Source organism: Lentzea rhizosphaerae, from assembly GCF_042649515.1.
Lineage (GTDB): Bacteria > Actinomycetota > Actinomycetes > Mycobacteriales > Pseudonocardiaceae > Lentzea > Lentzea aerocolonigenes.
In genome coordinates, this window is the sequence record NZ_JBHRZI010000027.1 from 355,042 (window position 1) to 378,476 (window position 23,435).

Below are 23,435 nucleotides of genomic sequence, written 5' to 3' on the forward strand. Positions count from 1 at the left end.
CGATAGATGGCCCGAACGTGCTTTTCGCGCCAAAAAATATGTCCGGTAGGCCTGATCGATACAGGCGCTAGTCCTGGCCGATGTCCTCATACCAGAGCTCGGGGCGTTCGGCGATGAACGTCGTCATCAGTTCGATCAGCGAGGGATCGTCGACGATCGTGATGCCGACGCCGTGCTCGGCCAGCCAGTCGTGGCCGCCGTAGAACGTGGTGGCCTCGCCGATCAGCACGTTCGAGATGCCGAACTGGCGGACCAGGCCGCTGCAGTACCAGCACGGCGACAGGGTCGTGACCATGGTCGTGCCGCGGTAGCTGCGCTGGCGACCGGCGTTGCGGAAGGCCGAGGTCTCCGCGTGCATGGAGGCGTCGCCGTCCTGCACGCGGCGGTTGTGGCCCCGGCCCAGCAGGCGGCCGTCGCCGTCGAAGAGCGCCGCGCCGATGGGGATTCCGCCCTCGGCGAGTCCCATCCGCGCCTCTTCGACGGCGACGGCCAGCATGTCTGCGGCAGAGGTCATGCAGGTCAAACTACTTGGTCTTGAACAACTTCACCGTCATCGACGTGCCGCTCTGACGGAGAACCTTCAGGCCGACACCGACCGCCGGCAGCTTCACGCCCGCGTTGGGCTGTTCCGCGTACCAGTACTGCTTGGTGTCGTCGAACGTCGGCTGGGCCGCAGCACCGCGGATGTAGGACGCCTTGCCGTTGACGTGCAACGTGAAGGAGTCCGACTTCTGCAGCCCGAACGGCGCGTCGTAGCCGCCGATCGCAGGAGACCAGCGCTGGCCCTCCAGGTTGTACAGCGGGGCCGGGTTGGCGTCGATCGGCAGGATCAGGCCCTCACCGGGGTGCTCGCTGACGTTGTTGTCGAGGAAGCTCGTGTTCCACAACGACACCAGCAGGCCGTCCTGGTACGGGAAGTGCTCCACGAAGTCCGGCTTGTCCGGGAAGCTGAAGCGGTACGGGCCGGTCTTGTTGTACTTGCCGTACGACTCGTAGGTGCGGTTCGACGCGATGTAGAACTGGTCGAACGCCTTGGTCTCCTTGCCCTCGGTCGTGCGGAAGCCACGGGTGGTCCACACACCGGTGGTCTCGCCGCCGTCGGTCAGCACCGGTGCGCCGTCGGCGGTCACGGTGATCTGGTCGGCGAAGAAGCCCTGCAGCGCAAGGGCACCGTCGGTCCGGTAGGCCAGGCGCAGCTTGGTGTTCTTGCCCGCGTAGGCGTTCAGGTCGACGGTGAGGTCCACCCACTGGCCGCCGGAGGAAGCGCTCAACGCGGGCGCGTCGGCCGAGTCGCGCTGGAACGGTGCCCCGTTCGCGACACCGTCGAGCTGGGTCCAGCTGCCGTCTTCGTTGGACGCTTCGACGTAGAGGTAGTCGTAGTCCACCTCGATGTCGTAGCGGGCCTTCATCGTGAGTGACGCGGACGTCTTGCCGCGCAGGTCGAGCGGGACGGTCATGGAGTTGTCGAGGTCGTTGCCCTTCTCGCTCCACCACATCCTGCTGCCCGCGAACGGCGCGCCGTAGTCGAAGGACTTGGAGATGTCCGGCAGCACGACGACGAGACCCTGGGCCTTGGCGGTGTTGTACTCGTGCGGGCCGAGCTCGAAGACGCGTTCCTGGCCCGCGACCGCGACCTCGTAGTCGAGCCAGCCGAGCTGGAGCTTGTCCCACGCGGAGAACTCGGGTGCGCGCTCGCCGGGCACCTCTCCGGGTCCGGAGGTCCTGCTCTGGCCCATGACCGACCACCAGTTGACGCCGTTCGAGCCGCCGGCGGTGTCGTAGTGGTCCGGCAGGCCGAGGTCGTGGCCGAACTCGTGCGCGAAGACGCTGACGCCGCCGTTCTCGGGCTGCACGGTGTAGTCGCCGACCCAGATGCCGGTGTCACCGATCGGCGCGCCGCCGAGCTTGTTGGTGCCGGGGCCGGTCGCGTAGTTCTTGAACGCGTAACCGCGGTGGCTCCAGAGCGCGTCCTCGCCCTGCCACGGGTCGCCGTCGGCCTGGTCGCCACCGGCGTGCACGATCTGGAAGTGGTCGATGTAGCCGTCGGCCTCGTTGAAGTCGCCGTCGGCGTCGTAGTCGTAGCGGTCCCACTGGTCGTACTCCGCGAGCGCCGCCTTGATCTGCTCGGTGGTCTTCCCGGCGGCCTTCTGGTCCGCGACCCACTGCGTGACGGCGTCCTTGATGAGCTCACGCGAGTTGTTGCAGATGTTGTCGCCGCACGGGTAACCGTTGCTGCGGCCGTAGCGGGCCTCGTTGTAGCGGACCTTGACCCAGTCCGTGACGGTGCCGTTGACCGTGTACCTGCCGCTCGACTGCTTGTCGTAGAAGTTCGCGACGGAGTTCGCGTCCTTCTTGCGGGAGAAGTACAGGTCCTGGAAGTACTGCCGGCTGAAGTCCGGCTGCCAGATCGTCGTGTTGTCGACCGCCCGGTTCGGCTCCGGGATCTGGTTGTGCACGGGGCCGTCGAAGCGCTGCGGGCCCGGAGTGTTCGGGTTGGTGTCGCGGTCCGGGTAGTCCGGGTGCCGCTCGTTGCCGAACTCCGCGAGGATCACGAAGATCTTGTCGGTCTTCTCGCGCTTCAGTTCGACGTACTGGTCCTTGTTCTGCTTCTTGCCGACCTTCGCGACGGTGCTGCTGCCGCGCTTCTCCGTCGTCGCCTCACCGGTCAGCACGTCGGCCAGCGCCTGCTGCTTGAGCGCCCGGCGCTTGAGCTCCAGCTCGTGCGGCTGCTCGTCGGACTGCCGCACCTCCTGGGCCTCCGGCTGCTGCGCCGGCACCGCGATGGCCGGTGTGACCAGGCCGGTAGTGAGAAGCGTGAACGTCGCTGCTCCCGCCAATAGTCTTCGCACGGTCGTCCCCTCTCGGAATCCGGAGGGCACGCTACGTAGCTGATCTGCGGCTCAACACGTCCGAAAGTCGGGACTAAAAAGACAAGCCGCGTCTCAGCGCCCTGGCCACTCGGTCACCTTCTCGATGGTGATGGAGCCCGCGGTCACGCTGCTGCTGAAGCCGTCGGCGCGGATCACGTCCATCACCGGCTCGCTGACGACGAGGTCGCCTTCGTCCAGCCCGAGGTCGTCCACTCCCGGCTCGCCGTGGACCTTGAGCCACACCAGGTCCGGCAACACGCCGTCAGGGTTGAAGATGTGGAACTGCTCGTCCGCCGTCACGAGCGCCTCGTCCAGCGCGAAGCCTGTGAAGCCGGCCTCGGTCAGGCGCCGGCCGGTGTCGCGCAGGACCAGGTACACGGGATGGCTCGTCACAACGCAGTCGCCGAGCCAGTCGGCGACCTCGTAGTGCACGCGCGTCACCGTGCCGGTCGTGCGGTCGATCTCGAACTCGTCGCCCCAGCCGCCCGCGACCTCGGGCTCGATCTTGAAGTACGTCACGCGCGCACTGTACGGCTCACCAGACGTGCAGGTACGGGGCTTTGAACCGGGCCGACGTCTCCTCGTCCTCGAAAAGTGGCCCCAAGGCGGCGATGTCGCCGTCGAAGCTGTGCATCCGGTTGACCACGTCCTCACAGGCGTCGCGCACGAACTGACGCAACGACGGCAGTGCTTCCGCATGAGGGACCACAACCACCACCGCACCAGCGGTATCAGCAAGGGCAGCTGGCGGGGGACCTCGCCGTCAACGGGCGGCGCGAAGATCACCCACGGCGTCGAGTGCCGCCACAGCCGGAACGGGTGGTGAAGATCTCGATGTCCTCCAACGCGTCCTCCGCGCAGACACCGAGCTTCTGCAGGTGCGGCACGACCTCGGGCAACACCGAGCCGTCGTTCCTGGCGACGTGTCCCAGACAGGTGACCGCGAGCTGGCCCAGCTGCGGATGCCTGGTGAGGTCGAGCAGAAGTCGTTGCAGCTGCTCGCGTTCCGGATCGTGACGGACGAGGGCGAGCATGGCCCGGGACGCCTCGACGGGGTCGCCCGCTCGGAGCTCGGCGTGCCAGCGCACCACGCACTCGGCGATCACGATCTCGGCCGAGCGTTCGACCAGCTCGGAGAGGTCGCCGGTCGTCGCCGGTGCCCAACCGCCACCCTCAACCCGCACGATCAGCTCGTCGTCCACGACGCCGACCAGCGGGTCACCATCCCCACTCGAACACAACGCCGCCGAGCATCTCGAACTCGCGCATCTGGCTGGCATCGGCGACATGGGCGCGCACGCGATCCAGCAGGCTCACTTCGGCGGCATCGCTTCCACGAACTCCCGGCACCGGCCGATCCAGTCGTCCAGCGCTGAGTCCTCCGACACAGCCGCACCGTCCACAACGACCCAGCCCTTCATCGGCCGCCCGGTGAAGTCGAAGACGCGGGCACCCGGCTGAGCCAGCGCATCAGCCTGAGCCTCGGGCCCCACGCGGGCGATCAGGTCGTCGCCGATCACGCCCACCAGCATGTTCCCGTTCCAGAGGAACGCGATGCCGCCGAACATCTTCTTCGCCGTGATGCCGGGCAGTGCGCCCAGCGCCTCGCCCAGGCGGTGTGCCAAGCCCTCGTCGTACGCCACACGCTGAATACTGTCTCAGCGAGTTGCCAGGCGCCTCTCAGATTCGTGTGGCTTCATGGACATACAGGACATTCGAGGAGGCCATCTTGTTCGGCTTGGTCGGCTTTGTGCTCGGCTGGCTCTTGACGCTGTTCATCCTGGTGATGATCGGGCGGATGATCGTGGACTGGGCTGTCACCTTTCAGGCGCGCGGTGACTGGGTGTGGAAGGTCCGCCGCGTGACGCACGGCGTGACCGAGCCGGTGCTGGCGCCGGTGCGCCGGGTGCTGCCGCCGGTGCGGTTCGGCGGGTTCGGGCTCGATCTGGCGTTCACGGTGGTGTTCATCGCGGCGCTGATCCTGCGTTCGATCGTGTGGTGAGGACGCCGGGGTTCAGCAACCCGGCGGGGTCCAGCGCGGCCTTGGCTCCGGACAGGGCCGCGGCGAAGACGTCCGGACGTTGCCGCGTGTACCAGGGCATGTGGTCGCGGCCGACGGCGTGGTGGTGGGTGATGGTGCCGCCCGCCGCCAGCAACGCCTCCGACACCGCGGCCTTGATCTCGTCCCACTGCGAGATCAGGCTGCCCCACCGGCCCGGCGCGTAGATGCCGTAGTACGGCGCGGGGCCGTCCGGGTAGACGTGGGTGAAGCGGCACGTGACGATGCCGATCCCGCAGACCTCGCGCAACGCCGCGGTCCCGGCCTCCACCACGGCCGCGTGCAGGTCGGCGAACCGGTCCCAGGTGCAGGCCGTCTCGAACGTCTCGGTGATCATCGCGTGCTGGGCCACGGCGTCGCGCTGGTAGGGCATGCGCAGGAACGACTTCCGCCACTGCTGCGCCGCCCCCTCGACGACCTCCCCGTCACCGCACAGCTCCAGCGCCTGCGCCAGCAACCCGTCGACCGGGTGCGCAGCGGACTCGAAGGCCAGCACCAGCACGGCCTGTGACGACCCGGCGTTGAGGAACGCCTCCGCCGGGTCCAGCAGACGGCAGTTCGCCGGGTGCAGACCGGACTGCGCGATCGCCCGGGTCGCCTCCACGGCACGGTCCCAGGACGCGAACCGCACCGACGCGCCCGCGCGGTGCAGCGGCGGTGACTGCAGGCGCATCCACGCCTCGGTGATGACGCCGAGAGTGCCCTCCGAGCCCAGGAAGAGGCGGTCCGGCGACGGTCCCGCGCCCGAGCCGGGCAACCGCCGCGACTCGCTGATCCCCTGTGGCGTCACGACCCTGAGCGACTCGGTCAGGTCGTCGATGTGCGTGTAGAGCGTGGCGTAGTGCCCGCCGGCGCGGGTCGCGAGCCAGCCGCCGAGGGTCGAGAACTCGAACGACTGCGGAAAGTGCCGCAGCGTCAGCCCGTGCTCCTTGAGCTGCGCCTCCAGCGACGGTCCCAGCACGCCCGCCTGGATCCGGGCCGCCCGGCTCGTCGGGTCGACCTCCAGCACCCGGTCGAGGTGCTGCAGATCCAGGGTCACCACCCGGTCCAGCTCGCGCGGCTCGACACCACCGACGACGGAAGTGCCGCCACCGAACGGGATCACGGCGACGTCGTTCGACCCGCACCAGTCGAGCACGTCGACGACGTCCTGCTCGGTGCGCGGACGGGCGACGGCGTCCGGCAGCGGGCCGACGTCCCCGGCGAGGTTGCGGGTGACGTCGCGGTAGGCCTGACCGCGGGCGTGGCTGAGCCGGTCGACCAGATCGGTCGAGTAGATCTCGCCCGGCGGCTGGATCCGCGGGGCGGGCACGTCCAGCGACTTCGGGTCCGGTGGGGCGTGGAACGTCAGGTCCGCGCCCGGCAGCACAGCCCGGACCCGGTCGGCCAGCGCACGGCGTTCCTCGGGGGTGACGGCGTCCTCGACGGTGCCCCAGCCCCACCACGACCTCGTTGTCATGCCGAGCAACATAAGCGAAACGCCGTCGTTCTGGAATGACCTGAGTACAACTACTCGCGCGCCCACGCTCCCCGCAGCGCTACCGTCGGGGCCATGAAGTCCTGGGGGACAGCACTTCTGCTGCTGGTGATGACCGCACTCGGCTGGGCCATGTACGCCGTGACGAGACCCGACGGCACCAGCGCCACCGACGAGAAGGTCCGCCAGGTCGCGGACCGCATCGCCTACCCGGTCGGCGCGGACGGCAACGCCTACGCCCGCTCCGCACTGGTCGGCAACACCGACCCGAAGTACTTCGCGGTCATCGGGATCACGGACAGCCCGGCGAACGACCCGCAAAAGGTCCGCGTGACCCTGCTGTTCCGCGTGTACGACCCCGGCACCTCGGAGGATCCGCCGTCCTTCCGGTTCTGGGAGCAGGAGCCGGTGACCGCCTGCTACCGCGCCGACTTCACCTACTACGGCGTCACGAAGGGCGGCCCCGACCGCATCCGCTGTCCCCAGGACGCCAGGCCGATCACCCCGCCACCCGTCCAGCGCACCGGCGTTCCGGAGTCCTACCTCGAAGCCTTCAGGACGATCCTCTCCGGACTGCCGCCCACCACCACGCCGGACGAGGTGCTCGCCGCGTTGCGCGCGAAGCTCCCGCCGATGCCGGTGGACGAGGTGACCAAGCTGCCGTGGGCCGAGCCGCGCCTCGACGCCGTCGTCGAGAACGGCGCGATCGGCATCGTCGCCGGGGGTGGCGGTTCGTGCCTCACGGGCGTGCGGCTCGCCGACGGAACCGTTGCGGCGTGGTACCCGCCGCGCGTGCAGACCCAGCCCGGCGAGCTCGGCTGTTCCGGTCAGAGCGCGCTCCAGCTGTACGGCGCGCCACCACCGAAGTGATCATCCGGCGCCGAAGCACACGAACCCGACGGCGGCCGCGTAAGCAGCGTCATCGGTGGCCGCCCGCTGCACGGCGGCAAGAGCTTCGGCGGGCGCCATCCCGGTGGCCAGCTTCTGGTGCAGCTCCACCATCACCGGCGCCGTGCCGTCCGTCGGCACCGGCACGACAGGTGCGATCAACGTCCGAGTCCCCAGCCCCAGCAACGCGGCCGTGAACCCCATCAGCTCGTCGCCGGGACGAACCGCGGACTGCCCGGTGTCGCACGCCGACAGCACCACCCGCGTGGGAGGCTGCCGCAACCGCTCGATGTCGTAGACGGTCAACGGCCCGTCAGCCAGCTCCAAAGCCGAGAACAGCGGGTTGTCCACGCGGAACGAGCCGTGCGCGGCGATGTGTGCGAGAGCGGCACCGTCCATTGCGGACGCCACCGCGCTCACGGTCGCCTCCGCGTCGACGAGCACGCGGCCCGGCACGTGTCTGCTGATGGCCTTGATCTCGGCGGGCGCCGCGGCCATGCGCGGTCCGGCGGCGAGCACCGCCTCGCCCGGCGCGTCGGCGACGGAACAGGCGCGCAGCCAGACGGACGCGGACGGGGCGACGGTCACCTGGCGGTCCAGCACCGCCCACGGCAGACCGTTCAACGCGCCCGTCGGCACCACGACCAACGGCCGGCCGTCGACCCGCCCGGCCAGCGGCGCCAGCAAACGTTGCGCCAGAAGCGAAGCGGCGTGTGCGGCGGAAGATCGCGCCACGGCGAGGTTCGGCAGCTGCGGTGGCAACGTCACCAGGCGGTGCAGGGCGAAGCGCAGCAACCGGATCTCGCGGACCACGCCCTCGACCGGCCCCAGGGAGTGCAGAGAAGAGCGACCGCCGGCCAGCACAACCGCCATCAGCACGCCGTCGTACTCGACGAACTCGATCAGCGCGGCACTTCCCAGCGCGGCGAACAGCGACGCAACCGACGGCGGCTTGAACACCGCTCCCCCGCCGGACATCTGCCGCGTGAGGTCGCGGACGCGTTGCTCGGCGCGGACCAGCTTGCCGCGCAGCGCACCGGCGGGTTTTCCTGCCAGCACAGCGGATTCCACGTCCGCGGCCACCGCCCGCAACGACGCCAGCGCGTCCTCCAGGCGCGGGTCGTCCGGCGGCGACACGGACTTCATCCGCAGCGCACCCGCTCGCCAACTCTCGGTCCACGACAGCACGCGAGCAGCGTTCCCGGACGCGACGGCGAGCCGCAGCCCTTCCAGCGCGAGGGCCTGGCCCTGCACACCGGTCGACGCCCGCAGCTCGGCCGCACCCAGCGAGACCCGGTACTCGTCCAGCAGCGAGATGCCGCGACGCAGCGCCGACGAGGTGCCGCGGACGTCACCGGAAAGCTTGCGCCGCAACGCCTCCGCGTACCAGCCGCGCACCCGCAGCCCGGCCGGTCCGCGCAGCCTCGCGGCGGCCGCGAGACCGAACTCCTCGAGGGCGCGAGCGCGGTGACCGAGGTCGGCGGCGACCAGACCGGCGTCGATGCGGGCCTCCAGCGCGGGCAGCCGCCAGTCCATCGCGTCCAGTTCCGCGGCGACCCGCGACAGCGCCAGCCGCAACGGCCGGGTGCGGTCGCCGCGCAGCACGGCCGCGTGCAGTTCGAGGTACCGCGCACCGGCCGCCCACAGCAGGCGCTGCTCGCGGCGGAACCGGCGCCGCGCCTCGGCCGCGAAGCCCTGCGCCGCGTCGGGGTCGTCGTCCAGCAGCGCGATCCGGGCGCGGAAGTACAGCGCCTCGGACACGCCCAGCGGGTTCTTCAACGCCTTCAGCTCGGTGATCGCCCGATCGGCCGCGGCCCGTGCCTCGTCCAGCAGCGGCACCGAGACGAGCAGCTCCAGCCGGTTCACCAGCAGCACCGGGCGCATCACGTCGAGCCGGCGGTGGACCTCCTCCGCCTTGTCGAACAACGTCAGCGCGGCGGGCACGTCACCACCGCGGGTCGCCATGATGCCGGCGTTCCAGTGCACGTCGGCGACCCCGAGCTCCTGGCCCAGCTCGCCGAGCAGGGACGCGGCCAGCGAGAAGTCCGCCGACGCCTCACGCATGTTGCCCACGTACGCGCGCACGAGGCCGCGGTTGTTCAGAGCGCGCGCCTCGACCAGTTGGTCGCCGACGCGACGAGCTCCGGCGATGGCGGCGGTGTAGTCGCGCTCCGCGTCGTCGTGGCGGGTCAGGTAGTGGAAGACGACACCGCGTTGCATCAGGGCGGCGACCGCGTCGGCACCGGTCAGCTCCGGCATCGCGTCGTCCAGAGCCTTCAGCGCGGCCCGGTGCTTGCCCGTGTAGACGAGCACCCACGCGAGACTCATCTGCGCCAGAGCGGACAACCGGGGCAACCCGGCGGCGGAGGCGATCCTGATCGACCGGCGCAGGTGCCGCGCCGCGGCGGGGAAGTCGTGCATCTCCCGCAACGCGAGGCCGATCGCGCGTTCGGCGATCGACCATTCCGCCCGATCTTCCGTCGTGCGGAGCACCGCGCGGGCCATCTCCACGGCCGCACGCGGGTTGCGCTGCCTGGCCTCCAGCGCGTCCTCCGCAGAAAAGTCGGTCACGGCATCACTTTATCGGCTGTGGTAGCTTGATCAAGCTCGGTCGGGGTGCCCGTCAACGCTGCTTTAGTGAGGCCGTGGTGTCGAAAACGCCAGAAAGCGCGGAGCTTTACCAAAGAGCTTTTCTGCAGCTCATCGCCGAGGACAAGAACATCAGCTTCCACGCCGAACGCGGGCGTGAATTCCTTTATCGACCCGGCCAGCTGCTCGTCGCCGTCGAGGATCAACAACGGGTCGTCGAAAAGCTCCGGGAAAACAACATCATCGCGCGACCCGGCGAGGGTTTCGCCGGACTGGCGCGATTGACGTTGCCGAACAACGCGGAGGACATTCCGCGGATTGTTCGCCTGTTGCGCGACCAGCGGAACTGGCCGAACCAGCGGGTGCCGCTGGTCCAGCCGCACCACGTCGTCGTCGGCCACGGCGGCCTCATCATGGGCAACCCGGGCGACCGGCCCTACCCCGCCGAGCCGCTCCCCACGCCCAAGGCGGACGGGAGCCTGCGGGACATCAGGGTCGGCATCATCGACACCGGCATCTCCTCCGGCGCCGACAGCGACCACTCCGACTGGTTCGCCGAGCGCTACGCCAAGGAGGCCGACGACGTCGACCCCGCCTACAGCAGCGGCGACTTCTTCGCGTTGCAGGGCGGCCACGGCACGTTCGTCGCGGGTGTCATCCAGAACGCCGCACCCGGCGTGACCTTCGACCCCGAGGTCGCACTCGACCAGAACGGCTTCGGCGACGAGGAACGGCTCTGCCGCAAGATCACCGAGCTGGGCCAGAAGAAGATCAGCGTGCTCAACCTGTCGCTGGGCTGCTTCACCGAGGACGACGTGGCGTCCGAGCCGCTGCGCCGCACGATCGAGGCACTGCCGGACGACATCGTCGTGGTCGCCTCCGCCGGCAACCAGGGCACGCAGCGGCCGAGCTGGCCCGCCGCGCTGTGCGGGGTCACCGCCGTCGCCGCGGCCGAGCAGAAGCGGGACGGTTCCCTCGCGCCCGCGTTCTACTCGAACTGGGGCCACTGGGTCGACGCGTGCGCGATCGGCAACCGGGCGTCGACGTACCTCAAGGGCGAGTGGCAGCTGCCGGGTGAGGCCTCCGCGACGCCGTTCGCGCTGTGGGCGTACTGGTACGGCACGTCGTTCGCCGCTCCCCTGGTCACCGGACGGATCGCCGCCACGATGGCCGCCGACGGCATCACCGCAGCTCAGGCACGTGACAAACTGTTGAGCGGCGCGGAGTTCGCACCCGGCTACGGAGTTTTTGTCAAATAGTTGTATCTGGGAGGCAACCCCGGCCTCCGCCAGTTGTGACCGCGAGGAGTCGACGTGAGCCCAGCCTCCCCGATCGCCGCGCTCGTGAGCGCGGCGGCCGAGGGCGACCAGTCGGCGTGGAACGAGATCGTGGACCGTTACACGCCCCTGGTGGTGTCGGTGATCTACAAGCACCGGCTGCGCCCGGCGGACGCCGCCGACGTGAACCAGACGCTGTGGCTGCGGCTCGTGGAGCAGATCGGACGCCTGCGGGAGCCGGAGGCGTTGCCGGGCTGGATCATGACGACCACCCGCAACGAGTGCCTGCGCGTGCTGCGCGTGCAGCAGCGGACGCACCTGTACGACCCGTTGTCCGAGTCCGACGCGCTGGAGTCGGAGCAGGTGGACGCGGACGTGGAGGCGGACCTGCTGGCCGTGGAGCGGCGGCAGGCGTTGCGGGACGGGTTCGCGGAGCTCACGGACCAGTGCAAGCGGTTGCTGACCAAGCTGATGACCGATCCGCCGCCGAGCTACCAGGTCGTGAGCGAAGAGCTCGCGATGCCGGTCGGCAGCATCGGCCCGACACGGATCCGGTGCCTGGAGAAGTTGCGGAAAACCCCTGCGCTCTCAGCGTTCCTGGGATCGCCGGCGACGAGAGGAGGTGTGCTGGGTGCGGCACGACTGGGACAGTGACGAGGTACTGCTCGACGCCTTGCGCGACGCGTTGAGCACACCTTCCGAGGAAGTACCGCCGGAGTTCGTCGAGGCCGCGAAGGCCGCGTTCACCTGGCGGAACATCGACGAGGAGCTGCTGCTGATCACGTCGTACGACTCCGTGCTGGACGACACGCTGTTCGCCCGTGCGCGGTCGACGGCGACGGCGCGGCAGCTCGTGTTCGACGCGGACGGCGTGATGCTGCAGGTCGAGGTGTCGGCGGCGGGGATCACCGGCCAGCTGATGCCCGCGTCCGGAGCGGTGACGCTGGTGACCCCGAACGGGGACCACGAAACCGCGGCCGTCGACGAACTGGGGACGTTCGTGATGGGCGTGGCACCGCGTGGACCGGTCAAGTTCCGGTTCACAAACGGTTGCACCGATTGGTTCATCCTCTGAGCACCATTCGAGTGATGGTGCAATTCATTCGTTCGGCCCACATCTGCGGCCAGTAGGGTTGTCGACGCTCAGAATTCGCATCTCGAGAGGTGTGTGCTGCTGTGGTCGATCGAGTCAGCTGGGTTCCTGAAGGCGTGAACGTCGACGTTCCCAGTTCCGCCCGGATCTACGACTACCTGCTGGGCGGCGGACACAACTTCGAAGCGGACCGCGAGACGGCCGAGGCCTTGATCAGGGTGCTGCCGGTGCGGGACATGGCGCGCCGCAACCGCGCCTACCTCCGGCGCGTCGTCCTGGAACTGGCGGGGCTCGGCGTCCGGCAGTTCCTCGACCTCGGGTCGGGCATTCCTACGGTCGGCAACGTGCACGAGGTGGCGCACGAGGTCGCGCCGGACTCGAAGGTCGTGTACGTCGACTTCGAACCTGTCGCGATCACGCACGCCGAGCTGATGCTGGCCGACGAGCCGAACGTGACGGCGGTGCTGGCCGACCTGCGCGAGCCGGAGAAGGTCGTGGCGCAGGCCAGGGAGGTCCTCGACTTCTCGCAGCCGATCGGGCTTCTCGTCGTGGGAGTCCTTCAGTTCATCCCGGATTCGGACGATCCATGGGGTGTGCTGTCCCGATACGCGGATTCGCTCTCGTCCGGTTCGTACCTGGCGCTGTCGCACTTCACCGCCGACAGCATGCCCGCGGCCATGGCGGCCGGCAAGGAGATCTTCGCGCGCACTGCGGAGCCGATCACCCCGCGCACGCGCGCCCAGGTGACGGACATGCTGGCGGGCCTGGAGATCGTGGAGCCCGGCATCGTGTTCACGCCCGAGTGGCGGCCGGAGACGCCAGAGGACGTCGGCACGGACCCGTCGAAGGCCAACATCTACGCCGCGGTCGGCCGCAAACCCTGATGGCCACCTCGCCCCTCGCACAGCGGTGGGCGGCCGTTCTGATCGAGAGCGCGTACTCGCCGATGTCGCGGCGGAAGCTGACGCAGCACCTCGAGGAACACGCCGTCCGGCTGCGCGCTGGGCAGGACGCCCACGCCGTCGGGCAGTGGTTGGTGCGCAAGCGTTTCACCGGCCCGGACTCGTTGCGGCGCACGCTGGAGGTGCTGTCAGGCGAGTTCCCGGCCGAGGTGCTCGGCGGGCTGGCGTCGGGCTACGTGCGGGCCACGCGCGACCAGTTGTTCACCGAGCAGGAGAAGGTCAAGAACTCGCTGCTGAAGACCGTCGAGGACGCACAGCGCGACCTGCACGACAGCGAGGCCCGGTTCGCCCAGGTCTTCGCGACCACGGCGGTGGGCATCGCGATCTTCGACCTGCAGGGCTCCGTCGTCGAGGCGAACGAGGCCCTGGCGGGCATCCTCGGCCACGAGGAGATGCCCAAGGAGCTGTTCGCCGACGCCGACGCGGTGGCGCTGGCCTCGGCGTGCGCGCGGATGATCGCGTCCTCTGTGGACACAGACCGGCGCGAGTGGGAGCTGACGCGCAACAACGGCGACTCCGTGTGGGCGAACGTCGTGCTGTCCGTGCTGCGCGGGTCGGACGGCCTGCCGAAGTTCCACGTCGCCCTGATCGAGGACGTGACCGAGCAGCGGATGCTCCAGGAGTGGCTGCGGCACCAGTCGCTGACCGACCTGCTGACGGGCCTGCCGAACCGCGCGTCGTTCACCGACAAGCTGGAGTCGGCGCTCGCGACCGGCGAGCCGCACACGCTGGGCTACCTGGACGTGGACAGCCTGACGATCGTCAACGACGGCCTCGGGTACGTGGCGGGCGACGCCGTGCTGGTCGAGGTGGCGCGCCGGCTGCGGCTCGTGCTGCCGGACGCGGTGGTGGCACGGGTCGGCGGCGACGAGTTCGTGGTGCTGATCCGCGGCACACCGGACGTCGCGGCACTGGCGGCGATGATCGACGACGAGCTGTCGGAGCCGGTGTACCTGGAGGGTGCGGGCGTCGCGGTGTCGACGTCGATCGGTTTCGTGCACGCGCAGGGCCCCGGCACGGACCCGACCGCGGTGCTGCGGCGGGCGCACTCGACGTTGCGGCGGGCGGAGAAGGGCGGCAAGAGGCAGTGGGCGATCTACGACCACGAGGCGGACCTGGCCGACCGTGAGAGACTCGCCCGCATCGCGGCGATGCCCGGTGCCTTCGAGAACGGCGAGATCTCCGTGGAGTACTCGCCGGTGTCGTGGGTCTCGGGCTCGACGGCGTTCCTGGAGGCCTCGCTGCGGTGGGGCGCTTCCCGGCACGACGCGGTGGTGGCCTACGCCGACGCGCTGGGCCTGGCGGCTCGCGTCGGGCAGATGGTGCTGACCGATGCCTGCTCCCGCGGCGAGCCGGTGCTGGTGCGGCTGTCCAGGGACCAGTCGCGGCACCCCGACCTGGCAACGCACGTGCGCACCACGTTGCGGGCCGCGGACTTCCCCGCCTCGTCGCTGTTCCTGGCGCTGGACGTGCGCTCGATGCCGGACGGCGAGGAGAACCTGGAGGTCCTGCACGACATGGGCGTCCACGTCCTGCTGCACGAGTTCGGCGGCGGGTTCGGCGGTCTGTCCACTGTGGATCGCAGTCCGGTGTGGGGCGTCCGGCTGGCACGGCCACCGTCGGAACGGCTGGCACGGCAGGGAATGGCGCTGATGGTGCCGCTGCTGCGGTCGGCCGGCGTGCACGTGATCGGCGGGCCGGGCGATCCCGACGAACTCACCGCACTCGGCGTGGACCTGGTGGTGTCGTGAGAGATGAACGGCGCATTTGTTCACCTGAGGTGGACAAATGCGCCGTTCATCGCCAACGCGGAGACCACAGCCGCTCAGCGAGGCTAGGCGGCGTCCTCGAAGGTCGTCGCCTGGACGGTCACCATCGAGCGGAAGTTCGCCTCGACCTCGGCCTTCTCCTTGGCGTTCGGGTTGGGGTTCTTGCACGACGTGCCGGCGCTGGCGCCGGACATCAGGTCGGTGCACAGCCCCGTCCGCCGGTCGGGCAGACCGAGCAGGTGCCCGAACTCGTGGGCCGAGATGCGAACGGTGTCGTGACCCTCGTTGACCGCCTGACGACCCATGACCCACCGGCCACGCCCGAGGCCGGTCACGTAGGCACGGGGCCACTGGTTGTCCACGCTGACGGTCACGTTGGCCGCGCCGGTCACCTTGCGGAACTGCACGTTCACCACGCTGCTGTTCCAGATCTGCGCGCCCTTGTCGATCGCCGCCTGGAACTCACCGGTGTTGCTGGAGTTGTAGGTGACGATGCGGGGCGCAGCTTCCGCGGTGCCGATGAAGCCGGCCGCGAGGGCGACGGCACTGGCTACCACGACGATTTGTTTGCGCAGGGACACAGGAATCTCCTCGCAATGCAGGGTAATTGCTCCCCGACTGTATCGGCGCGGCGTTGGCGCACAAGAAGAGTCAAGTGTCAAAAGCACCGGCGCGGTTCAGTGCGTTCGTAGGTGTTCCCGGTGTCGCGAGGGCGGCGCACGCCTTGCGGCTAGCGGAAACACGACCTACTGGTGGTGTTCTCGCCGACCGGCGCCACGAACAGGTCGCCGCCAGTCGGAGGAATAACTGTTGACGCCCTCCGGATCTGATGGACCGAAGGGCGTCAACGAGTGCAGCGAATCAGGCGAACGAAGGCTGGCGCAGCGCGTGCTCCACCAGCGCGATGAGGATCTGCTTCGTCGACTGCCGGTTCCGCGCGTCGCAAGGAATTATCGGCACCGAAGACGGAATCGTCAGTGCGTCCCGCACCTCCTCGGCCCGGTGGTGCATCAGACCGTCGAAGCAGTTCACCGCGATCACGTACGGCAGGTCGCGGTCCTCGAAGAAGTCGATGGGCGCGAACGCCTCGTCGATCCGCCGCGTGTCGACCAGGACCACGGCACCTATCGCACCGCGGACCAGGTCGTCCCACATGAACCAGAACCGGTGCTGTCCCGGCGTGCCGAACAGGTACAGGATCAGGTCCTTGTCCAGCGACACGCGACCGAAGTCCATGGCCACCGTCGTGGTTACCTTGTCGGGCACCGCGGACAGGTCGTCGACCCCGACCGATGCCTGGGTCATCACGGCCTCGGTGGTCAGCGGGGTGATCTCGGAGACCGAGCCGACGAACGTCGTCTTGCCGACACCGAACCCGCCCGCGACGACGATCTTCGCCGACATCGCGTTCAGGTCGACCCCAGGTGACCCCGGACGACCCGGAGCACCGTTGCTCATGGGAACTTCTCTCTACTCAGGCTCTCATGGAAACGTGCAGCTGGGCACGGATCTCCGGCGTGAGCTGAAGACCGACCCGCTCCACCAGCCGGGTCATCGCGTAACCGATGAGGCCGATGTCGCAGTTGGGTGCGGCGAGCACGGCGAGGCAGGACCCGTCGCTGATGGACATCAGGAAAAGATAGCCCCGTTCCATCTCGACGACGGTCTGTTTCACCTCACCCGCCTCGAAACAGCGCGCCGCGCCGAGGTTCAGCGAGACCAGGCCCGAGGACACGGCGGCGAGCTGTTCGGCGCGGTCGTGCGGCAGGCGGTCCGACGAAGCGAGCAGCAGGCCGTCCGCCGAGACGACGATCGCGTGCGCGACACCGGCGACCCTGCTGACGAAGTCCTCGACCAGCCAGCTGAAGTTGTCCAGTTCCTCAGTCGCGGTGGTCACTGGTGTTCCCTTTCTGCGATCACGGGGATGCCTCCGACGGCAGAGTCGAAGAGCGACTCACGGCCCATCTGGACACCCTTCTGGTACGTGGCGAACCGCTGACGCAACCGGTCCGCGGACCGGCCGGGGATGCTCGCGGTCGCCAGCTGCGGTGCCGGTGACGACGGTTTCGGCAGTGAACCCGGTACCAGGCGCGCCTTGGGGACGCGCTTGGGCAGGCCGTTCTCCGTCGTCTGCGCGGTGTCGCCGGTGCCGAGGGCGCCGGCGGCACGCCAGCCCTCGTCCGCCGTTCCCCAGTCCGACTCGGCGAAGTCGGCGACCGCGCGTGGCACCGCCGTTGGTGCCTCGGTCTTCACGGTGGTCTCCGCCGACCGCTGCCGCTTGGGCAGACCGTTCACGGTGGCGGGTTCTGCGTCTTCTTCCCCGGCGCGTTCCGGCTCCGCTGGCGGAACGTCCTTCGTGGATGGTGCCCTGACCGGTTCGGCGACCGCGGGGGTCTGGAACCACCGCGACAGCGCGTCGGAAGAGATCTCCGGCTCGTCGACGATCGCCGGGAAGATCTCGGTGGCGGGCTCGGCGGGGCGCTCGATGGGCGGCTCGTACGAGTAACCGTCCTCAGCGGACTCCTCGCTCGCCTCGATCCGCGCGGTGAACAGGCCGTCCGCCGACGTCTGCTCGATGCGGTGCCTGCCGGACGGTTCGTCCGCGGTGGCCGGTCCCGGCACGACGACCGGGTGCTCCGGCGTCCACTTGGGCACACCGGCGAGACCCTCGGCGGTCGACTCGGTGGTGGCGGGCGCCGCGACCGGCGGCAGCGGCAGTGCGGGCGCCGCGCCCTTGTGCAGCAACGAGATCGGCAGCACGACCTGGGCGGTGACACCGCCCTCGATGTCGTCGTTGTTCGCGAGCGTCACGCGGATCTCGTGGCGCTTCGCCAGCTGGCCGACCACGTACAGGCCCATCTCGCGGGCGACCGAGACGTCGACCTCCGGCGGCTCCGCGAGCTTCGCGTTGGCCTCCACGACGTCGTTCTCCTGCATGCCGACGCCGCGGTCGTGGATGCGGATCGCGATCTCGCCCTTGCGGGTCTCGATCGTGCGCACGGTGACCTTGGTGGTCGGCTTGGAGAACGCGGTCGCGTTGTCGAGCAGCTCGGCGACGAGGTGCGCGAGGTCGTTGACCACGCGGCCCTGCACCATCATGTCCGGCGTCGGCGCGATCTGGACCCGCGCGTACTTCTCGACCTCGGACACCGCGGCGCCGAGCACCTCGGCGATCGCGACCGGGCGGGTGACGCGGCGGTTGACCGTGGTGCCGGAGAGCACCAGCAGGTTCTCGCTGTTGCGGCGCATCTGCGTCGCGAGGTGGTCGAGCTCGAACAGCGACGCCAGGTGGTCGGGGTCCTGCTCGTTCTGCTCCAGCCGGTCGATCACGCTGATCTGGCGTTCCACCAACGCCTGCGAGCGCCGCGACAGGTTGATGAACATGTCGTTGACGTTCGCGCGCAGGGCCACCTGCTCGACGGCGAGGCGGACGGCTTCGCGCTGCACGAGGTCGAACGCCCGCGCGACCTGACCGACCTCCTCGGTCGTGTGGATCGGCACCGGGACGATCGCCTCTTCCGCGGCCCGTTCCGGCTCGCGGTGCGAACGAATGCGGCGAATCGCTTCCGGCAGCTGGTTGCGGGCGACGTCGAGGGCGCTGCGGCGGAGGATGCGCAGCGGCCGCAGCATCGACTGCGCGACCATCGCCATCAGACCGAACGCGATCAGCAGCGAGATCGCGACCAGTGCGGCGTCACGCCAGGCGGCCCCGCGAGCCTCACCCGCGAGACGCGTGGTCGTCGAGTCGGCCTGGCCCTCCAGGTCGGTCGCGACCTCGCGAACCAGGTTCGCGGTGTCCTGACCGATCTTGAGCACCTCGGCGTCCGTGATGGACACCGGCTTGTCATCGGCGTCCTGCGCGAGCGCGAGCTTGATCAGGCGGTTGCGACCGTCCACCGACGAACCGGACACGACGTCCTGGAACTTCTGCCGGTTCTGCGGCGAGGCCACGTCGTCGAACTCGTTGAAGGCCGCGTCGAGCCGGGACTGCGCGGCCCGCAGGTCGTCCGCGGCACCGGGCGCGAAGCCCTTGCGCAGCGCGGTGGACGTCAGGATCGAGTTCTGCTGGCCGATCTGCTCCTGCGCGGTGTACAGCGCCTGCGCGGCGGCGGCCAGCGGCACGATCTGCGGCTCGCTCAGGCTGGAGATCGCGGCGCGGTGCACCTGGCCGAGCGAGGCGATGATCTGGTTGTACGCACCGACCACGGCGATGTCGGGGTACTTCGTGCTCATCAACGTGACGCGCAGGCTCGCCAGACCGTCGAGCGACTGCAGCGATTTCGTGAACGCTTCCTGCAGCGACCCTCGCAGGGTCGTGTTCGTCGCACCGGAATCCCGGTACCTGCCCAGTTCCGTGTCGGTGGCGCCGGTGCGGGCGGCGTGCTCGGGGCACGCGTTCTGCCTTCCGGCGGCAACACACTGCACGGCCCAGTCGCGCTCGACCTGGAGCGCGTTCTCCACCTTCGCAGCCTGGTGGCTCACGGCAAGTTCTCGCTGGACGGTGCCGAACAGCTCCACGTCGTCGAGCTGAGTGTTCAGGCGCAGGCCCGCGAGAGTCGCGGTGCTCAGAGCCGGAACTAGCAACACCACCGCGAGCTTGCTCCGCAACCGCCAGTTGCGTAGGCGGAACCGGTCGATGCCTCGCTGGTCCTCACGACCGCGCACCGTCAACACTCCCCGCCCCGTTTAATAGCAGCAAACCTGGTGGATCTTGGAGTAAAACACCCGGTTCTCATACCGCCGTTTGGACGACAAAACAGCTGGTTCGAGAATCAACAACTTTGTAGTGGGCGGCTAAACGGCCCCAAAGCGATAATTCATCTGGACGAAACGACGAGCGCGGGTGATCGCGATCACGACCCGATCACAGTCACCCGCGCTGTTCGTCAACTTCCGGAGGGCTGGACGAGCATCGGCTTGACGTCGAGGTCCTTGTCCAGCAGCTGGTACTGCCGCATCAGCTGCACGACGCGCTGCAGGCGGGTCGCGTCGAGCGTGGTCGGGAAGGCACCGAAGTGGACGAGACCTGCGGTTTCCTTGTCGACCTTGGCGTACTCGACGAGCAGCGGCTCGACCGTGGGACGGTCGGCGGCAGCGGCCTGGCCCTTGGCGATCGCGCGCTGGAAGGCGGCCACCGTCTTGGGGTTGTTCTTGGCGAACTCACCACTGGTCGCGTAGCCGGCGATCGGGATGTTGTCCGTCGGACCGGACGCCGCGTCGAGGATCTTGATCTGACCGGCGGCGCGCTGGGCGCGGGTGATGAACGGCTCGACCATGAAGGCCGCGTCAACGGTCTTGTTCTGGACCGCCGCCTGCATGTCCGGGAACGGCATCTCCTTGAACGTCACCGACTTCGGGTCGACGTTGGCCGCCTCGAGGGTCGCCTTGGCGGTCAGCTCGGCGATGTTCTTGAACGTGTTGATCGCGATGGTCTTGCCCGCCAGGTCCTTGGCGCTCTTGATCGCGGAGTCACCGGCGGCCAAGATCAGGAACATGTCGGGTTTCGCCTGGTAGCCATCGGCGATGAGCTTGATGCCGTCGACCGCCTTCGCCGCGTCCTTCGACTGGGCGGCGAAGAACGAGACCCAGTTGCCGAACGTCATGTCCAGCTCTTTGTTGATCAGGCCGGGGATCGCCTGAGCACCACCCTGGATCGTCTTGAGCTCGACCTCGAGCCCCTCTTCCTTGAAAAAGCCCTGCTTGATCGCCACGTGGACCGAGGCCACGTCGAGGATCGGCAGAACCCCCAGGGTGATCTTCGCCTTCTCGACCGGGCCGTTGTTGGTGGCGGGAGCCGGCGTTTCCTTGCCGCCGAGCAGTCCACAACTCGCCACGGTGGCGAGCAGCGTGGCAAGGGCGATGCCACGGACGGCCATACGGCGGACTCTTCGAGTCATCGGGAGCACTCTCCTGTCGGAGCGGTGTCGTCGTTGCGGGGAAAAGTCGCGACGGTCAACCACTCAGAGTAGTGATACTGCTCCAAAAGACCCCAGTTGACCGACACTAGCAGGTTCCAGTCCACTACCTGCGGTGAGCATCTAAGCACAGCAGGTCTAGGGCTAGGAGAACCCAGTTGAAGCGCGCTGTGACCGTCGTCGGCGCTGGGCCGGCCGGTCTGACCTTGGCAAACCTGATCCAGCAGTCAGGTATCGAGTGTGTCGTCCTCGAAAAAGCTAGTCGCACCCATGTGGAAACTCGGCCACGAGCGGGAGTCCTGGAGCACCGCTCCGTAACCATGCTCGACTCACTCGGCCTGGCGGATCGTTTGCTGATGGAAGCAGACCGTCACGGAACGTGTGAATTCCGCGTGAGCGGCCGAGCGTTCCAGGTCGAGTACAGCGACCTCTACGGAGGCCGCCACCACTACGTCTACCCGCAGCAGGAAGTGGTCAAGGACCTCATCGCGGCATTCGTGGACGCGGGCGGTGACATCCGGTTCTCGGTCAGCGACGTGGAGTTGCGGGACATCACCTCGTCGACGCCGTCCGTGGCCTGGACCAGCGCAGACGGCATACGTGAAAAGGTTTCATGTGACTTCGTGGCAGGTTGTGACGGCTTTCACGGAGTCTGCCGTCCGTCCATTCCCGACGGCGTGTTGTCGGAATTCACGCATCACCACGGCATCGAATGGCTCACCATTCTCGCGGAAGCACCGCCGTCGACTAAAGCCACCATTTACGCGCTGCACGAGGACGGTTTCGCCGGACACATGTTGCGGTCGCCCACCATTTCCCGCTTCTACTTGCAGGTGCCGGTGGGAACCAAAGCTTCGGATTGGTCCGACGAACAGGTCTGGGAAGCACTGCACAAACGTTTCGCGCTGCACGACTCCCCTTGGACGCTGACCGAGGGGAAGATCATCGAAAAGCGCGTGCTCGACATGCGCAGCCACGTGGTGGAACCGATGTCGTACGGCCGGCTGTACCTGCTGGGTGACGCAGCCCACATCATCACCCCGGTCGGCGCCAAGGGCATGAACCTCGCGCTGAACGACGCCGCGACGTTCGGACGTGCACTGATGGACTTCTACGCCACCGGGTCCGAGACCGGTCTCAAGACCTACTCGGAGGACTGCCTGCGCCGGGTCTGGCGGGCACAGGAATTTTCACAGTGGATGGTGAACATGATCCACACGGACGTGAGCTCCCCCTTCTTCGGACGGTTGGCCCAGGCGCGGCTGGAGCACCTGGCCGAGTCGCCTGCCTACCGCGCGACCTTCGCCGAGAACTACGTCGGTCCCTAATGGGTGACGCAAGCCCCTAGGGAGTTCGCTTCGCCGCGCACTAGGGCTCTCACCCGATGCCGGGGGATGTCGATCTTGACTACGGTCGGTCCGACATCCCCCGAACACATCACAGGAGTGCGAGTTTCATGATCCAGCAGGGCACTGAGCAGGCAACGCCGCAGGTCACGCAGCCGACCACCCCGCAGGCCGCGCCCCAGCCTGCTGCTCCCGCACCCCAGCAGGCCGCCCCGCAGGAGTCCCAGCCGGCCACGCTGCACGACTTCACCCTCGACCTGCTGACCGACCCGGCCGCCCGCGAGGCGTTCCAGCTCGACCCCGAGGGCGTCCTGCACTCGTGCGGCCTGAGCGACATCACCCCGGCCGACGTCCAGGAGATCCTGCCGCTGGTGCTCGACGCCGCGTCCGTCGCGCACGTCGACGCCGTCGGCCAGGTCCTCGGCACGGCCGGCGACCTGGGTGTCGTCGACCAGCTCACGGCCATCGCGGGCAACGCCGCGGGCGTCACCTCGATCGCGGACGCCGTGGCCCTTCCGTCCGTGGTCGACGACTTCTCCGGCCTCGGCGACGTGTCGAACACCCTCGACTCGACCGTGCTGGGCACCGGCGCCCTCTCGTCCGTGACGGGCCTGGTCCACGGCACCGACGTCCTCTCCACCGCGACCGGTCTGGTGCAGGGCACCGGCGCCGTCGACACCGTCACCGGCCTGGTCAGCGGCACGGGCGCCGTCTCCACGGTGAACGGTCTGGTCAGCGGCACGGGCGCCGTCGACACCGCGACCGGCCTGGTGCACGGCACCGACGCCGTCAACACGGTGACGGGCCTCGTCCACGGCACCGACGCCGTCGACACGGTGACCGGCCTGGTCAACGGCACCGACGTGGTCAACACGGTGACCGGCGTCGCCGACGTCCACAACGTGTCCGACGTGCTGGTCAAGGACCTCGACGTCGACACCCTGGTCAAGGACGTCGCCGACACCGACACCCTCGTCAAGGACGTCGTGGACACCGACGTCCTGGTCAAGGACACCGTCGACGTGACCCACAACGCCGTCCACAACGTCGGCCAGGTCGGCGACGTCCACAGCGACCTCGGCCAGGTCGTCGGCGACGTCAAGATCGGTGACATCGACGTCCTCGACCACGTCGGCAACGGCAACGTCCTGGACGTTCTGCACCACTGAGCCACACCCCTTCACCAGCCC

The 23,435-nt window shown here is 68.6% G+C and carries 23 protein-coding genes; 9 read left to right on the forward strand and 14 right to left on the reverse strand.

The window, feature by feature from the left end; translation table 11 throughout:
* Positions 1–67 precede the first annotated feature (67 nt).
* The 6 genes from ACFOWZ_RS31595 to ACFOWZ_RS31620 form a co-directional block, all read right to left on the reverse strand.
* The gene (locus ACFOWZ_RS31595) at positions 68–514 is read right to left on the reverse strand and encodes a nucleoside deaminase (protein ID WP_382377572.1); all 447 of its coding nucleotides are present in this window, start codon (positions 512–514) and stop codon (positions 68–70) included.
* A 10-nt stretch (positions 515–524) separates the two neighbouring features.
* On the reverse strand, positions 525–2,849 hold the full coding sequence (locus tag ACFOWZ_RS31600; protein ID WP_382377573.1) for an immune inhibitor A domain-containing protein: 2,325 nt from the start codon (positions 2,847–2,849) through the stop codon (positions 525–527).
* A 93-nt stretch (positions 2,850–2,942) separates the two neighbouring features.
* Positions 2,943–3,389, reverse strand: a complete 447-nt coding sequence (locus ACFOWZ_RS31605) for a hypothetical protein (protein ID WP_382377574.1) — start codon at positions 3,387–3,389, stop codon at positions 2,943–2,945.
* Positions 3,390–3,405: 16 nt separating this feature from the next.
* A complete protein-coding gene (locus tag ACFOWZ_RS31610) occupies positions 3,406–3,588 on the reverse strand; it encodes a hypothetical protein (protein WP_382377575.1) in 183 nt (60 codons plus the stop codon).
* A gap of 64 nt (positions 3,589–3,652) precedes the next feature.
* Positions 3,653–4,072 carry a hypothetical protein gene (locus tag ACFOWZ_RS31615; protein WP_382377576.1) on the reverse strand — a complete coding sequence of 140 codons (420 nt, stop codon included), beginning with the start codon at positions 4,070–4,072 and terminating at the stop codon, positions 3,653–3,655.
* Between the two features lie 111 nt (positions 4,073–4,183).
* Complete coding sequence (locus ACFOWZ_RS31620) at positions 4,184–4,513, reverse strand: TfoX/Sxy family protein (RefSeq protein WP_382377577.1); 330 nt, start codon at positions 4,511–4,513, stop codon at positions 4,184–4,186.
* An 86-nt stretch (positions 4,514–4,599) separates the two neighbouring features.
* Here ACFOWZ_RS31620 and ACFOWZ_RS31625 point away from each other — a divergent pair, with 86 nt between their 5' ends.
* Positions 4,600–4,872 (forward strand): YggT family protein, encoded by a 273-nt coding sequence (locus ACFOWZ_RS31625; protein ID WP_030468887.1) that lies wholly within the window; start codon positions 4,600–4,602, stop codon positions 4,870–4,872.
* On the opposite strand, the gene ACFOWZ_RS31630 is transcribed toward ACFOWZ_RS31625, so the two are convergent.
* Positions 4,835–6,388 carry an FAD-binding oxidoreductase gene (locus ACFOWZ_RS31630; RefSeq protein ID WP_382377578.1) on the reverse strand — a complete coding sequence of 518 codons (1,554 nt, stop codon included), beginning with the start codon at positions 6,386–6,388 and terminating at the stop codon, positions 4,835–4,837. The genes ACFOWZ_RS31625 and ACFOWZ_RS31630 overlap by 38 nt on opposite strands.
* Positions 6,389–6,481: 93 nt before the next feature.
* On the opposite strand from ACFOWZ_RS31630, the gene ACFOWZ_RS31635 reads away from it, so the two are divergent.
* Positions 6,482–7,276, forward strand: a complete 795-nt coding sequence (locus ACFOWZ_RS31635) for a hypothetical protein (protein WP_382377579.1) — start codon at positions 6,482–6,484, stop codon at positions 7,274–7,276.
* Here the strand turns inward: ACFOWZ_RS31635 and ACFOWZ_RS31640 are convergent, their stop codons facing one another.
* Together ACFOWZ_RS31640 and ACFOWZ_RS31645 are read right to left on the reverse strand one after the other, a co-directional pair.
* Positions 7,277–9,865 (reverse strand): CHAT domain-containing protein, encoded by a 2,589-nt coding sequence (locus ACFOWZ_RS31640; protein ID WP_382377580.1) that lies wholly within the window; start codon positions 9,863–9,865, stop codon positions 7,277–7,279. It lies immediately after the preceding gene.
* Positions 9,862–10,284 (reverse strand): hypothetical protein, encoded by a 423-nt coding sequence (locus ACFOWZ_RS31645; protein ID WP_382377581.1) that lies wholly within the window; start codon positions 10,282–10,284, stop codon positions 9,862–9,864. Before ACFOWZ_RS31645 ends, ACFOWZ_RS31640 begins: the two co-directional genes overlap by 4 nt.
* Between ACFOWZ_RS31645 and ACFOWZ_RS31650 the strand changes: the two genes are divergently transcribed.
* The 5 genes from ACFOWZ_RS31650 (at position 10,246) to ACFOWZ_RS31670 (ending at position 14,966) form a co-directional block, all read left to right on the forward strand.
* On the forward strand, positions 10,246–11,142 hold the full coding sequence (locus ACFOWZ_RS31650; RefSeq protein ID WP_382377582.1) for a S8 family peptidase: 897 nt from the start codon (positions 10,246–10,248) through the stop codon (positions 11,140–11,142). The genes ACFOWZ_RS31645 and ACFOWZ_RS31650 overlap by 39 nt on opposite strands.
* Positions 11,143–11,196: 54 nt before the next feature.
* A complete protein-coding gene (locus tag ACFOWZ_RS31655) occupies positions 11,197–11,814 on the forward strand; it encodes an RNA polymerase sigma factor (protein WP_382377583.1) in 618 nt (205 codons plus the stop codon).
* Complete coding sequence (locus tag ACFOWZ_RS31660) at positions 11,792–12,235, forward strand: hypothetical protein (RefSeq protein WP_382377585.1); 444 nt, start codon at positions 11,792–11,794, stop codon at positions 12,233–12,235. The genes ACFOWZ_RS31655 and ACFOWZ_RS31660 overlap by 23 nt, the downstream gene beginning before the upstream one ends.
* A 134-nt stretch (positions 12,236–12,369) precedes the next feature.
* On the forward strand, positions 12,370–13,137 hold the full coding sequence (locus ACFOWZ_RS31665) for an SAM-dependent methyltransferase (protein WP_382377586.1): 768 nt from the start codon (positions 12,370–12,372) through the stop codon (positions 13,135–13,137).
* Positions 13,137–14,966, forward strand: coding sequence for a diguanylate cyclase domain-containing protein (locus ACFOWZ_RS31670; RefSeq protein ID WP_382377588.1), 1,830 nt, complete (start codon positions 13,137–13,139; stop codon positions 14,964–14,966). The genes ACFOWZ_RS31665 and ACFOWZ_RS31670 overlap by 1 nt, the downstream gene beginning before the upstream one ends.
* Before the next feature lie 83 nt (positions 14,967–15,049).
* Here ACFOWZ_RS31670 and ACFOWZ_RS31675 read toward each other — a convergent pair whose 3' ends face one another.
* The 5 genes from ACFOWZ_RS31675 to ACFOWZ_RS31695 all read right to left on the reverse strand — a co-directional run bounded on the left by ACFOWZ_RS31675 (position 15,050) and on the right by ACFOWZ_RS31695 (position 20,860).
* Positions 15,050–15,565 carry a snapalysin family zinc-dependent metalloprotease gene (locus ACFOWZ_RS31675; RefSeq protein WP_382377589.1) on the reverse strand — a complete coding sequence of 172 codons (516 nt, stop codon included), beginning with the start codon at positions 15,563–15,565 and terminating at the stop codon, positions 15,050–15,052.
* A gap of 280 nt (positions 15,566–15,845) precedes the next feature.
* Complete coding sequence (locus tag ACFOWZ_RS31680) at positions 15,846–16,442, reverse strand: GTP-binding protein (RefSeq protein ID WP_030468877.1); 597 nt, start codon at positions 16,440–16,442, stop codon at positions 15,846–15,848.
* A gap of 16 nt (positions 16,443–16,458) precedes the next feature.
* Positions 16,459–16,881: a roadblock/LC7 domain-containing protein gene (locus ACFOWZ_RS31685; protein ID WP_030468876.1), complete on the reverse strand. Its 423-nt coding sequence runs from the start codon at positions 16,879–16,881 to the stop codon at positions 16,459–16,461.
* Positions 16,878–19,649, reverse strand: a complete 2,772-nt coding sequence (locus tag ACFOWZ_RS31690; RefSeq protein WP_382377590.1) for a sensor histidine kinase — start codon at positions 19,647–19,649, stop codon at positions 16,878–16,880. The genes ACFOWZ_RS31685 and ACFOWZ_RS31690 overlap by 4 nt, the downstream gene beginning before the upstream one ends.
* A 221-nt stretch (positions 19,650–19,870) precedes the next feature.
* Positions 19,871–20,860, reverse strand: a complete 990-nt coding sequence (locus tag ACFOWZ_RS31695; protein WP_382377591.1) for an ABC transporter substrate-binding protein — start codon at positions 20,858–20,860, stop codon at positions 19,871–19,873.
* 197 nt (positions 20,861–21,057) lie between these two features.
* On the opposite strand from ACFOWZ_RS31695, the gene ACFOWZ_RS31700 reads away from it, so the two are divergent.
* Positions 21,058–22,227, forward strand: a complete 1,170-nt coding sequence (locus ACFOWZ_RS31700) for a 4-hydroxybenzoate 3-monooxygenase (protein WP_382377592.1) — start codon at positions 21,058–21,060, stop codon at positions 22,225–22,227.
* A 128-nt stretch (positions 22,228–22,355) separates the two neighbouring features.
* A complete protein-coding gene (locus ACFOWZ_RS31705; protein ID WP_382377593.1) occupies positions 22,356–23,414 on the forward strand; it encodes an IniB N-terminal domain-containing protein in 1,059 nt (352 codons plus the stop codon).
* The last annotated feature ends 21 nt before the right edge of the window (positions 23,415–23,435 follow it).

Bases quoted from the DNA above. Each gene is read 5' to 3' on its own strand.
- ACFOWZ_RS31595 (WP_382377572.1), bottom strand. From the start codon at position 514: ATGACCTCTGCCGCAGACATGCTGGCCGTCGCCGTCGAAGAGGCGCGG.
- ACFOWZ_RS31630 (WP_382377578.1), bottom strand. From the start codon at position 6,388: ATGACAACGAGGTCGTGGTGGGGCTGGGGCACCGTCGAGGACGCCGTC.
- ACFOWZ_RS31635 (WP_382377579.1), top strand. From the start codon at position 6,482: ATGAAGTCCTGGGGGACAGCACTTCTGCTGCTGGTGATGACCGCACTC.
- ACFOWZ_RS31670 (WP_382377588.1), top strand. From the start codon at position 13,137: ATGGCCACCTCGCCCCTCGCACAGCGGTGGGCGGCCGTTCTGATCGAG.
- ACFOWZ_RS31680 (WP_030468877.1), bottom strand. From the start codon at position 16,442: ATGAGCAACGGTGCTCCGGGTCGTCCGGGGTCACCTGGGGTCGACCTG.
- ACFOWZ_RS31695 (WP_382377591.1), bottom strand. From the start codon at position 20,860: ATGGCCGTCCGTGGCATCGCCCTTGCCACGCTGCTCGCCACCGTGGCG.
- ACFOWZ_RS31705 (WP_382377593.1), top strand. From the start codon at position 22,356: ATGATCCAGCAGGGCACTGAGCAGGCAACGCCGCAGGTCACGCAGCCG.